Annotated in this window: 11 protein-coding genes and 1 riboswitch; of the genes, 2 read left to right on the forward strand and 9 right to left on the reverse strand. The window is 47.7% G+C overall.

Annotated elements, in window-relative coordinates; all coding sequences use genetic code 11:
* Positions 1–6: 6 nt before the first annotated feature.
* The 5 genes from AC2CGA_RS10555 to AC2CGA_RS10575 all read right to left on the reverse strand — a co-directional run bounded on the left by AC2CGA_RS10555 (position 7) and on the right by AC2CGA_RS10575 (position 6,764).
* A complete protein-coding gene (locus AC2CGA_RS10555) occupies positions 7–837 on the reverse strand; it encodes an NAD(P)H-hydrate dehydratase (RefSeq protein ID WP_044052793.1) in 831 nt (276 codons plus the stop codon).
* A 90-nt stretch (positions 838–927) separates the two neighbouring features.
* Positions 928–2,658: a thiol reductant ABC exporter subunit CydC gene (gene cydC / locus AC2CGA_RS10560; RefSeq protein ID WP_003150835.1), complete on the reverse strand. Its 1,731-nt coding sequence runs from the start codon at positions 2,656–2,658 to the stop codon at positions 928–930.
* Positions 2,655–4,358 carry a thiol reductant ABC exporter subunit CydD gene (gene cydD / locus AC2CGA_RS10565; RefSeq protein ID WP_024085966.1) on the reverse strand — a complete coding sequence of 568 codons (1,704 nt, stop codon included), beginning with the start codon at positions 4,356–4,358 and terminating at the stop codon, positions 2,655–2,657. Before cydD ends, cydC begins: the two co-directional genes overlap by 4 nt.
* Positions 4,358–5,374, reverse strand: a complete 1,017-nt coding sequence (cydB, locus tag AC2CGA_RS10570; protein WP_015387513.1) for a cytochrome d ubiquinol oxidase subunit II — start codon at positions 5,372–5,374, stop codon at positions 4,358–4,360. Before cydB ends, cydD begins: the two co-directional genes overlap by 1 nt.
* Positions 5,358–6,764 carry a cytochrome ubiquinol oxidase subunit I gene (locus tag AC2CGA_RS10575; RefSeq protein ID WP_014306093.1) on the reverse strand — a complete coding sequence of 469 codons (1,407 nt, stop codon included), beginning with the start codon at positions 6,762–6,764 and terminating at the stop codon, positions 5,358–5,360. The genes cydB and AC2CGA_RS10575 overlap by 17 nt, the downstream gene beginning before the upstream one ends.
* 502 nt (positions 6,765–7,266) lie before the next feature.
* Here AC2CGA_RS10575 and cimH point away from each other — a divergent pair.
* On the forward strand, positions 7,267–8,610 hold the full coding sequence (gene cimH, locus AC2CGA_RS10580; RefSeq protein ID WP_320291681.1) for a citrate/malate transporter CimH: 1,344 nt from the start codon (positions 7,267–7,269) through the stop codon (positions 8,608–8,610).
* 35 nt (positions 8,611–8,645) lie between these two features.
* On the opposite strand, the gene AC2CGA_RS10585 is transcribed toward cimH, so the two are convergent.
* The 4 genes from AC2CGA_RS10585 to AC2CGA_RS10600 all read right to left on the reverse strand — a co-directional run bounded on the left by AC2CGA_RS10585 (position 8,646) and on the right by AC2CGA_RS10600 (position 12,701).
* Positions 8,646–9,488: a polysaccharide deacetylase family protein gene (locus AC2CGA_RS10585; RefSeq protein WP_014306095.1), complete on the reverse strand. Its 843-nt coding sequence runs from the start codon at positions 9,486–9,488 to the stop codon at positions 8,646–8,648.
* A gap of 99 nt (positions 9,489–9,587) precedes the next feature.
* Positions 9,588–10,688 (reverse strand): ABC transporter ATP-binding protein, encoded by a 1,101-nt coding sequence (locus AC2CGA_RS10590; RefSeq protein ID WP_014306096.1) that lies wholly within the window; start codon positions 10,686–10,688, stop codon positions 9,588–9,590.
* Positions 10,689–10,805: 117 nt separating this feature from the next.
* Positions 10,806–11,699 (reverse strand): PucR family transcriptional regulator, encoded by an 894-nt coding sequence (locus AC2CGA_RS10595; protein WP_201489118.1) that lies wholly within the window; start codon positions 11,697–11,699, stop codon positions 10,806–10,808.
* A 165-nt stretch (positions 11,700–11,864) separates the two neighbouring features.
* A complete protein-coding gene (locus AC2CGA_RS10600) occupies positions 11,865–12,701 on the reverse strand; it encodes a YitT family protein (protein WP_003150818.1) in 837 nt (278 codons plus the stop codon).
* A gap of 65 nt (positions 12,702–12,766) precedes the next feature.
* Positions 12,767–12,868: riboswitch (guanidine-I (ykkC/yxkD leader) on the reverse strand.
* A 346-nt stretch (positions 12,869–13,214) separates the two neighbouring features.
* Here AC2CGA_RS10600 and AC2CGA_RS10605 point away from each other — a divergent pair.
* Positions 13,215–13,754, forward strand: a complete 540-nt coding sequence (locus tag AC2CGA_RS10605) for a DUF4352 domain-containing protein (RefSeq protein ID WP_119834765.1) — start codon at positions 13,215–13,217, stop codon at positions 13,752–13,754.
* The last annotated feature ends 18 nt before the right edge of the window (positions 13,755–13,772 follow it).

Consider the following 13,772-nt stretch of genomic DNA (forward strand, 5'->3'; position numbering starts at 1 on the left):
TTTTCTTTATTCATATTCCTTCCATACACGCGGCAGCAGTTCAGAAAGTTCGTGCGCCAATAAGGTATGGGCGGAGCGCTCTTTCGTCCATAATTCCGCACATTCGCCGTGAAGGCGGACGGCGTTCAATACGGCGTGCTTCGGGTCTTGATGACAGCACAGCATGCCGAGAATCATTCCCGTCAGCGTGTCGCCGGTCCCGCCTTTTGCAAGCGCGCCGTTTCCGGTTGTATTCCTGCGGCATTCCCCGTCGGGAAAAGCGATAATGGTTTCGTTTCCTTTCAGGACAATCGCGACATGAAGCCGCTCCGCCCATTCCGCGGCATATTCCGCTCTGTTCTGCTGAATCTCTTGAATCGGAAGGCCTGTCATTCTGGAAAATTCGCCGGGATGAGGCGTCAAGATCACGGGAGCTTTCCTCTTCGGATAGGTTCTTTTCGTAATGGCGCCCGCATCCAGTAAGACGGGATAATCGCCAGAAAGCAGCTGATCAGCCGCCTGCTGCACTTCGTCTGTTTGGGGAAGGCCCGGCCCGATGGCAGCGGCGCGGATGGTTTCCCCGGGCTGGCCCGCCGCGGCTTTTTTCCACCCGTCCCGCCAGTACGTGGCTTCCGGCAGCACCGGGACGATAAGCGGAATGACGCCTGCCGATGTACCGATGACGAGCTTGCCGACACCGCTTCTCATCGCACCCAATCCGGCCAGAAGGGCGGCTCCCGGCATGTCATCGCTCCCGGCCAGCAATAACGCCGTCCCGAACGTTCCTTTATGGCTGTCCGCCTCCCGTTTCGGCAGCGTATCTTTCACATCCTGTTCCGTCCAATCCATTATATTCATCTCTGTACCTCCTCTTCTGTCTCCTATTTATATTCCAAACAAGAAGAGATTTTAAACCGCACAAAAAAACAGCCGCTCGTTTGCGGCTGTTTATGTTCTGATCGGAACATCAAGACGGTAAAGCTTTCGGTACCGTTCGTTTTCTGCAAGCAGCTCTTGATGGGTTCCTTCCATTTCTGCTTTTCCATTTTCTAAAAAGACGATTTTATCAGCTGTTTCCACACCCGCTAAATGGTGTGTAATCCAGAGGATCGTTTTCTCTTTAAAAACATCAAAAATCGTATCAAGCAATTCACGTTCAGTGACCGCATCAAGGCCGACCGTCGGTTCATCAAGGATAATGACCGGCGTATCTTGGAGCAGAATACGGGCAAGCGCGATCCGCTGCCGTTCTCCTCCTGAGAAACGAATCCCCGTCTCCTGCACGGACGTTTCATATCCGTCAGGCAGTGATTCAATATAATCATGCAGCTTCACTTGCCGAGCCGCACGCTTAACATCTTCATCACTCGCCTTGCCGTTTCCGAGCCGGATATTGTTCATAATGCTCGTGTTAAAGAGATGAGGTTTCTGATTCAAAACGGCCACCGCTGAGGAAATCTGTTCCTGCACGGCCGCAGTTTCCAGCCCGTTCAGCATCACCTTGCCCGAATCGGGAACTAAGGCGCCTTCAATTAAAGCGAGAGAGGTCGACTTACCGGAGCCGCTCCTGCCGAGCAGCGCCATTTTTTCCCCCTGGCGGAGAGTGAAGGAAAAACGGTCAAGCACATGACTGTGCTGATCATAAGAAAACGTCACGTTATCAAATGTAAGTGTCACATCGGATACATCCAGTATCTCATCTGTCTGCTTCACCTCACGACTTCGCAGCTCCGGAGCCGCCTTACTCATTCTTTTGATGGAATCCTGATAAGAAGGCACTTCCGTCAGCGCATCCGAAAGGGGCAGAAACGCCTCCGTCAATGGAAATACGACAAGCACAAAGGCTGCGATCATCGTGTTGGCGATGCTGCCGTCCGCATACTGACCCGCCGTCCAGAACAGCATGATCAATATGAAGCCGCCGACAAGGCATTGCGCGGCGAGATCACGCCATCTCGTAAACCGCTGACGCTTGCTTTCAAGGTCAAACCATGCCTTCTCTTTCTCTTCATAAGAGGAAATAAAGGCCGCCTGTCGTCCCGAGAACATCCAGTCGCTCACGCCGAGCACGGCATCTGTCAGCCGGCTGTAGAGCGTATTCCGGCCGCTTTTCAGCCTCATGTTTTTCGCTCTCGTCACAAGAAGCGACACAACCGGAAACAATACAACCAATATAAACAGGTAAATCGCCGCAAAAGCGGCAAACGGCCAGGAAAAAAAGCCGAGTCCGATAACGGATGCCGCATACAGCAGCAAAGCGGAAACCGCCGGGAAAATCGTTTTTAAAAACGCATCCTGCAAATGCTCAATATCCTCAGCCAAAATGCCGAGCATGTCGCCCGTCCGAAAACGGGATGAAAGCATGAGCGAGGCCGGCTCCAGCATATTGTAAAGCCGCACCCTCATATCGGACACGATTTTCAAAATGATATGGTGCCCCGTCAGGCGCTCGGCGTACCGTGAGACTGAACGGGCAATCCCGAAGGTGCGCACGGCCACAATCGGAACGTACACCAGCAGGATATTCTCAGGCCTTGTCGCCGACTTAGAGATCAAAAAACCGGAAGTGAACATGAGAAAGGCCGCCGAAAAAATCGTCACCGCGCCTAAAAAAATCACAAGAACAAACAAACGGGCATTTTGCTTTATATACGGCAGAATCCATTCTTCTTTTCTCATGTTCTTTCCCCCAGTTGCGCCTTTACAAGTTTGGCATATACGCCTTGTTTCGCCATCAATTCGTCGTGGGTGCCGATTTCCGCCGCCGCGCCGTCATCAAGCACGATAATTTCGTCCATCTCAAGCATCCAGTGAAGACGGTGAGTGGCCAGAAAGACAAGTTTGTTTTCAAACAGGTCTTTCATCGTTTCTTTTATTTCATATTCTGTTTCAATATCAAGGTGAGCGGTCGGCTCATCCAAAAGGAGAATCGGCCGGTTTCCTAAAAAGGCTCTGGCCAGCGCGACACGCTGAGCCTGCCCTCCGCTGAGCGCCCGTCCGCCCTCGCCGATCCGGCCGTCAAGGCCGCCGGGCAGATCGCGGATCAGTCCGGAAAGACCCGCTGAATCAGCAGCGCGCGCCGTTTCCTCACGGGAAGCATCAGGATGATAAAACCGGATATTATTCATAAGCGTGTCATCAAAAATGTACGGATGCTGCGGGATATAAAGCAGCTGCTTCTGCCAGCCGTCTGACTGCAGATGCGAGCGGGATTCACCGTTTACCTTGATCTCACCGGACGCAGGCTCTAAAAAGCCGCCCAGCACATCAATGAGTGTCGATTTTCCCGCACCGCTTTCCCCGATAATTCCGATTTTCTTCTTCCCTTTAAAGGACAGATGAAATTCAGACATCGATTCTCGGACGGACAAACGCGTAAGCTGTAATTCATCCCCGTCAGTCCACGTATCAAGTTCGAGCGGCTTTTCTTCTTTAAAACCGGGCTGCGCCAAAATCGCTTGAATGGTTTTCCCCGCCTCCTGCCCGTTTAACGTCGCGTGGTAATCATTTCCCACTTCGCGGACCGGGAGAAAATATTCAGGCGCGAGAATCAGCGCTGTCAATGCCGGACCGAGCAGAATTTGTCCGTCTATCAGCCGCAGGCCGAGAAACACAGCCACTGTCGCCACCGACAGCATCGTAAAGAAATCCAGGGCGAATGATGATAAAAACGCGACCCGGAGCGTGCTCATCGTCGCCTTGCGGTATCTCTCACTGACATGAAAGATGTTTTTACTGTGTGATTTGCTTAACCCTAAAAACCGCAATGTCTCCAGTCCGCGGAGCGAATCCACGAAATGATTGGAAAGCGTCTGATAGGACTTCCATTGGCGATCGGCTTTTTTCTGTGCGACAAGTCCGAGCAGGATCATAAATACAATCAAAATCGGAAGCGCAAGAATCAGAATCAAAGCCGATGTTTTATCCTGAAAAAACACGTAAATAACAACGGCCGCCGGCACAATCGCCATGCTGACCATTTTCGGCAGAAACAGCTCTAAATAACGGCGGAACTGGCTGATGCCTTCCATCGCCAGCGTCACCATCCGGCCCGTCCCCTCTTTTTTCGCAAAGCGGGGGCCGAGACGGAACAATTGCTCAAGAAATCTTTTTCTTAAGTCTGCGCCGGTTTGCGCGGCATATTGGTACACGATTTTCTGCCGGACCGCGGTTACCGCATGCCGGACCAAAAACGCAAGCAGGAAAAAGCCGATAACCGGATAAAGAGAAGCAATCCGCTTCCCGTTAAATAATCCGGTTACCGCCTGGCTCAGCCATTCCGCCTGCAAGATGATGGCGGCCGTTTGTATAATCGTTAATCCCGTAATGATCGCAAGAATCCGCTTCATTCCTTTATAAAGAAACAGGTCTTTTCCCATTAATAAGTCATAGGCTCCTTATGGCTGACGCGTTTCCGGAAGACATAATAGCTCCAGATCTGACTGCCGATGACAAACGGCAGCAGAGTCAGTGCAACAATTGTCATGACCTTAAGTGAATAATCACCGGAAGACGCGTTAGCTACTGTTAAGTCATACGCGCTTTTCAGCGAGCTGACCATGACGCGAGGGAACAGAGAGATAAAAATCATCGCAACTGTCAAAGCAAGACCCGCGCCGGTCATACCGAATGCCCAGCCGTCTTTTTTCTTGCTCATGAACACAACAGCAAGAACGTTGCAGATGACAATCAGCACGAATACCGGAATCGTGATGTTTGCCCGGCGTGTAAACATATCCGTATCGTATGCAGACATCGCAAAGAAAGCAAGTACAACAAGAAAGATAACACCGATTACGCGTTTTGCCATTTTTCTCGCACGCTCTTGTAAATCACCGATCGTGCGCAGTGTGACAAACATTAAACCGTGCAGGAATGAAAGAAGGGTGACGGCTGCTCCGCCAAGGACGGAATACACGTTCACAATATCTGAGAAACCCGCATGCATATTCATATGGCCGTCAATCGGCATGCCGCGGAACAAGCTTGTGAAGATAAGGCCGAATACAAACGGCGGGATAAGGCTGCCGAAGAAAATCACCCAGTCCCATGTTTTGACCCATTTTAAATGATTCACTTTTCCGCGGAATTCAAACGCCACCCCGCGGCCCATTAAAGCAAGAAGGATGATGATAAACGGAATATAATATCCGCTCAGCATCGTCGCATACCAGTTCGGGAATGCCGCGAAGATCGCTCCCGTACCTGTCAGCAGCCATACCTCATTCGCATCCCAGAACGGGCCGATGGTGTTAATCAGCACTCTGCGTTCTAATTCATTATGGCCAAGAAATCGGGTCGAAATGCCGACACCGAAATCAAAACCTTCTAAAAAGAAAAATCCGACAAACAAAACTGAAACGAGTACAAACCAAAGATCATGAAGTGACCCCATGGTAGACCTCCTGACTGAACGGATCCGTTGATACAGGAACATCCTTGTGATCATCATGGTCCGCACCTTTTTTAATTTCACGAACGAATAGGAAGACAAGCAGCGCGCCTAAAATCAAGTACATGACGCCGAAACCGATAATTGAAAACAGCAGAGATCCCGTCGTTACGTTAGGCGAAACGGATTGTGCGGTTGTCATTTGCCCCATAACCGTCCACGGCTGGCGGCCGATTTCAGTCATAATCCATCCGGCAGAGTTCGCAATGAACGGGAATGCGATCAGTGCGATCATGCCCCGTAAATACCACTTGCTCGTATGAAGCTTTTTGCGGCGGTTCAGAATAAAGCCTGCAATCGCGGCAAAAATCATAAGCGCACCCGCTCCCGCCATAATGCGGAAACTCCAGAACGTCGTTTTAACAGGCGGGATATAGTCGCCTTTTCCGTACGTTTTTTCATATTCTTTTTGAAGTGTTTTCATCCCTTTCACACTGCCGCTGAACTTCTGGTAAGCCAAGTAGCTCAGTGCGTAAGGAATTGAAATTTCTGATGTGTTTTTTTCTTTATTCGTATCAATATTCGCAAAAGCCGTCCACGCGGCAGGATCACCGCTGTCATCCCAAAGCGCTTCACTGGCGGCCATTTTCATCGGCTGCGATTCCATTAAATGCTCAGCCTGCATGTGTCCGCTGAACGCAACGCCGATACCGGCGATCAGACCGACAATCATCGAAAGCTTGAAAGATTTATGGAAGAAAGGCACTTCTTTTTTCTTCAATAATTTAAATGCGCTGACACCGGCGATAAAGAAAGCACCCGTCGCAAGCGCTCCGAAAATGACGTGAGGGAATTCAACCCAAAGCTGAGGGTTTGTCAAAAGCGCTCCGAAGTCATTCATTTCCGCGCGGCCGTTTTTAATCGTAAAGCCGACCGGCTCCTGCATGAATGAGTTTGCCGTCAAAATCCAGAAAGATGACATAATCGTTCCGAAGGATACAAGCCAAATGCAAAGCAAATGCACTTTTTTAGATAAACGGTCCCAGCCGAAAATCCATAATCCGATAAAAATAGACTCCATAAAAAACGCCAAAAGCGCTTCAATCGCAAGCGGAGCCCCAAATACGTCCCCGACAAAACGGGAATAATCAGACCAGTTCAATCCGAACTGGAATTCCTGAAGAATCCCTGTGACGACGCCGACAGCAAAGTTAATTAAAAAGAGATGCCCCCAAAATTTAGCCATTTTGAGATAGGTCTCTTGTTTTTTGACAACGTAAAGCGTCTCCATCAAAGCAACCATAAACACAAGCCCGATAGACATAGGCACAAACAAGAAGTGAAACAATGTTGTAGATGCAAATTGAATGCGGGCTAATACCAACTCACTCATGATGTTTTTCCTCCAATCTGGTAAATTGCTCAACATTTCACAAACATAGTGAAATCATTGCTCGGTATTTCACAAAAAATGATATATTTGCTCAATGTTTCACAAATTCGTCAAAACTATTGAAATATCAGCCTGTACACCCTGGGGGACAGCGGCTGTCATAGAAATGATTCAATATCATTACTTTACAACGATTCAGCCTAAAAAAAAAGATCAATATACCTAAAATAAGGCTGAAATTGTGACTGATTATTGTCGGATTTGTAGAGATTTTATGTCAGCACCTAGGATATTTGTCCCTTTGATATCGTACCTCTTTTTTATTCGTGTGGCGAACAAAATGCTTTTCTCGGTGAAAAAGCCCGCCAAATCACCATTTTGAGAAAGAAAATGTGAAGAAAGCATGTCCTCTAGTAAATTCATAATATATGAACAATTTAAATTTTTTAGTATACTTTAAATGGGGATATTTTTTCACTACATAACGACTGGGGGAACAAGCATGGGAGAACTTCAACCAAAATTGCAAACGGATTCAATCCAAAAACAGGAACGGACTGATAACTGGTTTGCCAGAACAATGAATATAAGAATCGGCATTATTCCTCTTCCTATCTATATCCTGCTTTTCTTGCTTATTACGGTGTTTGTCATGAGCCGTGATGTAAAAAGCGACATTCTGACATCAATTGCCGTCATGAGTTTTTTCGGATTTACCTTCGGCCAGATCGGAAAATCCATTCCGATCGTGCGGTCCATCGGCGGCCCTGCGATTCTCGCAACCTTTATTCCATCCGCTGTCGTCTACTACCACCTGCTTCCGAAAGACATTATTACTTCAACAACAGAATTCACGGAAAGCTCCAACTTTCTCTATCTATTTATTGCCGGTATCGTCGTCGGCAGTATTCTCGGGATGAAAAGAGAGACGCTCGTCAAAGCTTTCGTTAAGATTTTTATTCCGCTGATCGCCGGCTCTATCGCGGCCGCCATCGTCGGCTTATGCGTCGGGACGCTGCTCGGGCTCGGCTTTCAGCACACGCTGCTTTATATCGTCGTTCCGATTATGGCGGGGGGTGTCGGTGAAGGCGCGATTCCTTTATCCATCGGCTACTCCGATATTATGCCGATGTCCCAGGGAGACGCCTTTGCGCTTGTGCTGCCGTCCATCATGCTCGGCAGCCTGTGCGCCATTATGTTATCGGGTTTGCTGAATGTCATCGGGAAACGCAAACCGGAATGGACGGGCAACGGGAAGGTTGATAAGTCTGATCATTCCGCTCCCGCATTGGAACAGCCGGCCGATGATAAAACGTTTGATTTGTCCTTTTTCGCTTCGGGCGGTATTTTAGCGGTTTCCCTTTATTTGGTCGGCATGCTGGCGCATGATTTCTTTCAGCTTCCGGCTCCAGTCGTGATGCTCGTCCTTGCCGTTCTCATTAAGCTGTTCAGGCTGGCGCCGGCTTCGATTGAAAACGGAGCCTTCGGCGTCTCGCGCTTTTTCTCGACAGCCGTGACCTATCCGCTCTTATTTGCGATCGGCGTTTCAATGACACCGTGGGACAAGCTGATTGCGGCGTTTACGATCAGCAACATCATTACCATTTTATCAATCGTCGTCACGATGATGGCCGTCGGTTTTCTGACCGGAAAATGGCTGAATCTGTACCCGATTGAGACGGCGGTTATTAATGCCTGCCATTCCGGCCAGGGCGGCACCGGCGACGTCGCGATCTTGAGCGCCGCTGAACGGCTTGAGCTTATGCCGTTCGCCCAAGTGTCGACCAGAATCGGCGGAGCGATTACCGTGAGCGTCACCCTTCTGCTGCTTCATCAATTCTATTAAACTGAAAAAAAGCCTCCGCATATGCGGAGGCTTTGTTATTTCATCACATTTTGAATATAAGAGCCGAATGCCGCGCCGGACATGCCCGGCGACACACGGACGCGGTGAAGCCCGTAAAGCCCCTGATCTCTAGACGCCGCTCCCGGCTCTGTCGTGACCGCCATACGGTAGCCTGACGAGGCGGCGGCTTTAAATGTTTCTTTATTATATCGTCCGACAGGGTAGCTGATCATAGACGTCCGCTGCCCGAACATTTGATCAAATAAACGCTTAGAGTCCTTCATTTCACGTCGCTGCTGCTGCGGTGTGAGCCCGTTCAATTCGAGATGGTTCATCGTATGGCTCTGAATGGAAATGCCGTGGGCGGCCATCTCCTTCATCTGCTTCTCAGTCAGATGATTCTTATGCCCGATAAAGTTTCCGATCATAAAGATTGTCGCTTTCATCTTGTATTTCTTTAAAATGGGATAGGCCGCTTTCACATTGTCTGTATAGCCGTCATCAAATGTGATCAGAACACATTTTTCACGCGGCTCCTTATCCTCCGTCAGCATCAGATAGGCTTCTTCAGGAGTCATCGTATAATAGCCGTGATCATGAAGCCACTTCATATGCTGCCGGAATTCTTCCTTCGGCACACGCAGGCTGTTTCCCTCTGAAATGCTGTGATACATCAGAATCGGCAGTCTCGCCGTCCCTTTCGTTTGAACCCAGGCGGACGTATCCGGCTCTTTTTTGATTTGCCGCTTTACGGACTTTTTTTCGCTGTGCGCTTCTGCCTTCGGAATGCTTTGTTCGGCGCTTGCCTCATGACCCGAGCAGGCGGCAAGTGTAAACACGGCAGCCAAAAGGCACATGCACATGATCATGCGTTTCATCGTTTTCCTGCTTTCTGTCTTCTATTTACTTTTTATATCGGATATGCGTCATAAATTGTTACATCAAAAAAACCGGACATCCAGCTGTCCGGCTTTGCGTTATGAGCGGATTCTGATTTCTGTTTCACTGTCAAAAAAGTGAGCCTTATTCATGTCGAAAGCGACGGTCAATTCCTCACCGGCACGAATGTCATGGCGGGCGTCAATCCGGGCGATAAAATCCTGATCCCCGATCCGGGAATAAACCATAATTTCTGACCCGAGCAATTCCGCGACATTGATTTTAGCTGTGATGGATGAATTCTTATAAGATTCTACCACAATCAGCTCGTCATGTATGTCTTCCGGGCGGATGCCGAAGATGATATCTTTGCCGGCATACCCTTTTTCCCGGAGCATTTTCATTTTCCCTTCCGGCACGCTGAGAGCGGCTGAACCGATCTGAATGGCGCCGTCCGTCAGCTTTCCTTTGAAAAAGTTCATCGCCGGGGAGCCGATGAACCCGCCGACAAATACGTTTTCAGGATGTTCATACACTTCTTTCGGGGTGCCGATCTGCTGAATTTTTCCGTCCTTCATGACTACGATGCGTGTCGCCATCGTCAGTGCTTCTGTTTGGTCGTGCGTCACATAGATTGTGGTTGTTTGCAGCCTTTGGTGGAGCTTAATAATTTCTGCCCGCATCTGCACCCGAAGCTTTGCGTCCAGATTTGACAGCGGCTCATCCATTAAGAACACTTTGGCGTCCCTGACAATCGCCCGCCCTAATGCAACCCGCTGACGCTGTCCGCCGGAGAGCGCCTTCGGTTTGCGGTGCAGATACTCTGTGAGCCCCAGCATTTTCGCCGCTTCTTCAACCCGTTTTTTAATCTCCGGTTTCGGCATCTTCCTCAGCTTCAGACCGAATGCGATATTATCATAGACCGTCATGTGCGGATATAACGCATAGTTTTGAAACACCATGGCGATATCCCTGTCTTTAGGAGCGATGTCATTCACTCTCGTGTCACCGATATAGAAATCGCCCTTCGTAATGTCTTCCAGCCCGGCTACCATCCGCAAAGTTGTCGACTTGCCGCAACCCGACGGACCGACAAACACGATAAACTCTTTATCTTTAATATGAAGGTTAAAATCATCGACAGCCGCTTCTTTTTGATCGTAATACTTATAAATATGCTCGAGCCGAAGTTCCGCCATGTATATCCCCCTTTATTTGTAAACGCTTTCTTAAATAGGATTGTAACAGCGTCAGACGGCGGCGGATATAGGCAATGTTCATAAAAAAAGTCCGCTGCCTTCGTGCACATTTCCCATTTAATGTGATTTTTCATATTGCAGACAAATGAAATAAGCCAGCAGGGCGCCCCGATATGTCTTAATATCAATACCTGAGCGTTCCGCAAATTTATCAATCCGATATTGAAGACTGTTGCGGTGCAAATGCAGTTTTTTCGATGTGAGCGACATGTTCGAGTTATGTTCAATAAAAGTCTGAATCGTATGCTTCAGCTCCGGTTCTTTCTGAAACAGCAGCGCCGCTTCTTCGTGAAGCAAGGCTGAGAGCTTTTCTCTGCTTTCCTCCGTGAGCATGGCCGGAAATACCGTTTCCGCGGTCAGCGTGCTCAGCTGCGGGAGATGACGCCGGCCGATCTGACAATATTGCTGTTCTCTCTGATAATGAAGGCGCAGACGTTCCCCCTTGCAGTAATACCTTCCGACGAAAAAACGGACACTGAAATAAAAATCGCCTTCGAGAATCTTCACAAAAGATGCGATGTCATCCGAATCTGGCGCTTCCAGCTTTTCTTCCTCCACAATCACGCCATGATCCCTCCCCGTCCGGACAACTGTATATGAAACCGGCCAGAAATGGCGCAGCGCTTCCGTAAATGCCCCCAAGTCCCGTTCTCCCAATAAGTCATAATGGATAAAACGGACACGCGGCTCCTTGACATCAGGCACCGGACCTTCTTCCAGCAGAAAACGCCGCCACCTCTTTGCTGCCGCCGTCTCCGGAAAAAAAACGCCTTTTTCTTCAGCGGGCGTCAAAAATGATTCCAGAAGCAGTTTCTCCTTCGGGGTGATATCCTCCTTCGGAATGGCGACATAGACCCGCCTTTTCTCATCATAAAAGCAAAAGACATCCTCCGCCGTACAGCACGTATCAGACAACACAGCCCTCGGGTAAATTGCCAATAACGGGTTCATATGCGCTCCTTTCTATCGCTCTATCATATTTTCAGTATAAAACGTCCGGCCGATTGTATCCACTTCGTTTTAAGAAACAGCTTTCAGGCTATTTCCCGGGAAACGGATATAACCGCTTCTGCCGGCATAAGAAAAAAACCCTCCGCGCCGGCAGAGGGATCCTTTTTATTTAGAGATATCGACGAAGCCTTCACCAAAGACATCACGCACATCATGAACAATGACAAACGCTTTTGTATCACAGCTTTTAATAATTTTTTTGAGCATGGAAAGCTCTTGTTTCTGGATGACGATATATAAAATTTCCTTCGACTGCCCCGTGTAATTTCCTTTACCCGACAGCAGCGTAACCCCTCTGTCCATCAGCGTGTTGACCTGTTCAGCGATTTCGTGCTTATGCTCAGATATAATTGTCACCGCTTTTTTCGTATTCAGGCCTTCAATGATAAAGTCCATCACCTTCGTTCCGATGTACAGCATAACAATGGTAAACATCATTTTTTCCGCACCGATGATGAAATAAGAACTGAAGACGACAATCAGATCAAAGAACAAAAGCGCATAGCTGATATTCCAATCGAGATATTTGTTCGCAATCCTCGCCAAAATGGCAGAACCCGCAGTCGTGCCACCGACTCGAATAATGATCCCGATTCCGACACCGGCAAACACACCCGCAAAAATAGTATTAATAATGAGTTCATGTGAAGGCGAGTGCCAATCATGCGTCAGATGCAGAAACAGTGAGTTGGCGACAACAGTAATGATCGTATAAAGCGTTGTTTTTCCGTCTAAAAATTTATATCCGATAATCAATAAAATCCCGTTCAAAATGATATTCGTCACCCCGGGCGACCATTCAAACACATAGTACAAGATCAGGGTGATTCCCGTTACCCCGCCCTCTCCAAGATCATTCGGAATGGCGAATAAATTAACGGCCAAAGCAAAGATAAAAGCTCCAATAATCAGCATCAGCACATCCAGCAATCTCTTTTTCATCCCAGACACTCCCTTTTTATAAAATCAAAAAAGCCCGGGAGAGCACTCTTCATTAAAAGAGCAGAAACTCCCGGGCTTTTATCCCAACGTGTCACAGCAGGAACCTGCTGTGTGTTTTCTCTCGGTCCAGACCAATTCAGCATTGCGGAACCCTAGAAAACCACTGTTTTTTATGTTCAGTTTTTATATTATCTTTCAAGATTATACGGGAAATCATGAACATGTTCAACCACTCTTTTTTCAATAAACCTATGGAAAATGCGAACGATCTGCCGATACTAAAAAGGACCTTAAAATACATGACTAAAAAATCATTAAAATACTTTTTTTCTCAAAATATTATTGACTATAGGTTATTTTACAGGCATTATAGTATGTAGTTTTTAAGAAATAGTTTACATAGGAGGAAATATTATGGCAGGCAACCTGGTGTCTTGTAAGGCGTGCGGCAAAGAAATCGCTAAAGGCGTTAAAAAATGCCCAAACTGCGGTAAAGATCAGAGAAACTTTTTCATGAGACATAAAATCATCACATTGCTTCTGGCAGTGGTGGTTATTATCATTCTCGTAAACATCGGCGGCGGAGGCGGTTCTTCATCATCTAAAACTGCGTCTTCAAAAGCTGCGGAATCTAAAGAAAAACTGTATAACATCGGTGACACTGTTAAGACTGAGAAAACTGAAGTTACTGTTACGAAAGTGGAAAAAAGAGATTCAGTAGGCTCTCAATTTGTCGAGAAAAAAGCGTCTGACGGCGGCGTTATCGTAGCTGTTCAATACACGGTTAAAAATGTTTCAAACAAGCCGTTAAGCTCTTTCTCCATTCCAAGAGCGAAATTAGTAGATTCTAAAGGAACATCTTATGATTCAGATATTGATGCTTCTTCAAGCTATGCAACAGAAACAAAAGTAGACAACAGTAAAATTTTAAGTGACTTGAACCCGAACATTAAAGTGACTGACGTAAAAGCTTTTGAAGTGGATAAAAACGCATACTCTAAAGGCACTTGGAAATTAAAGTTCAGCAACGATGTTGAAGTGAAAATTAAATAATCATCATAACAAAAGAGA

It is taken from the genome of Bacillus sp. SYZHCR11 (genome assembly GCF_057196865.1).

Excerpts from the sequence above, each read along its gene's own strand:
- cydD (WP_024085966.1), bottom strand. The coding sequence starts at position 4,358 with ATGGGAAAAGACCTGTTTCTTTATAAAGGAATGAAGCGGATTCTTGCG.
- AC2CGA_RS10605 (WP_119834765.1), top strand. The coding sequence starts at position 13,215 with ATGAGACATAAAATCATCACATTGCTTCTGGCAGTGGTGGTTATTATC.
- AC2CGA_RS10595 (WP_201489118.1), bottom strand. The coding sequence starts at position 11,699 with ATGAACCCGTTATTGGCAATTTACCCGAGGGCTGTGTTGTCTGATACG.
- cydB (WP_015387513.1), bottom strand. The coding sequence starts at position 5,374 with ATGGGGTCACTTCATGATCTTTGGTTTGTACTCGTTTCAGTTTTGTTT.
- AC2CGA_RS10575 (WP_014306093.1), bottom strand. The coding sequence starts at position 6,764 with ATGAGTGAGTTGGTATTAGCCCGCATTCAATTTGCATCTACAACATTG.
- AC2CGA_RS10555 (WP_044052793.1), bottom strand. The coding sequence starts at position 837 with ATGAATATAATGGATTGGACGGAACAGGATGTGAAAGATACGCTGCCG.
- AC2CGA_RS10600 (WP_003150818.1), bottom strand. The coding sequence starts at position 12,701 with ATGAAAAAGAGATTGCTGGATGTGCTGATGCTGATTATTGGAGCTTTT.
- cydC (WP_003150835.1), bottom strand. The coding sequence starts at position 2,658 with ATGAGAAAAGAAGAATGGATTCTGCCGTATATAAAGCAAAATGCCCGT.
- AC2CGA_RS10585 (WP_014306095.1), bottom strand. The coding sequence starts at position 9,488 with ATGAAACGCATGATCATGTGCATGTGCCTTTTGGCTGCCGTGTTTACA.
- cimH (WP_320291681.1), top strand. The coding sequence starts at position 7,267 with ATGGGAGAACTTCAACCAAAATTGCAAACGGATTCAATCCAAAAACAG.
- AC2CGA_RS10590 (WP_014306096.1), bottom strand. The coding sequence starts at position 10,688 with ATGGCGGAACTTCGGCTCGAGCATATTTATAAGTATTACGATCAAAAA.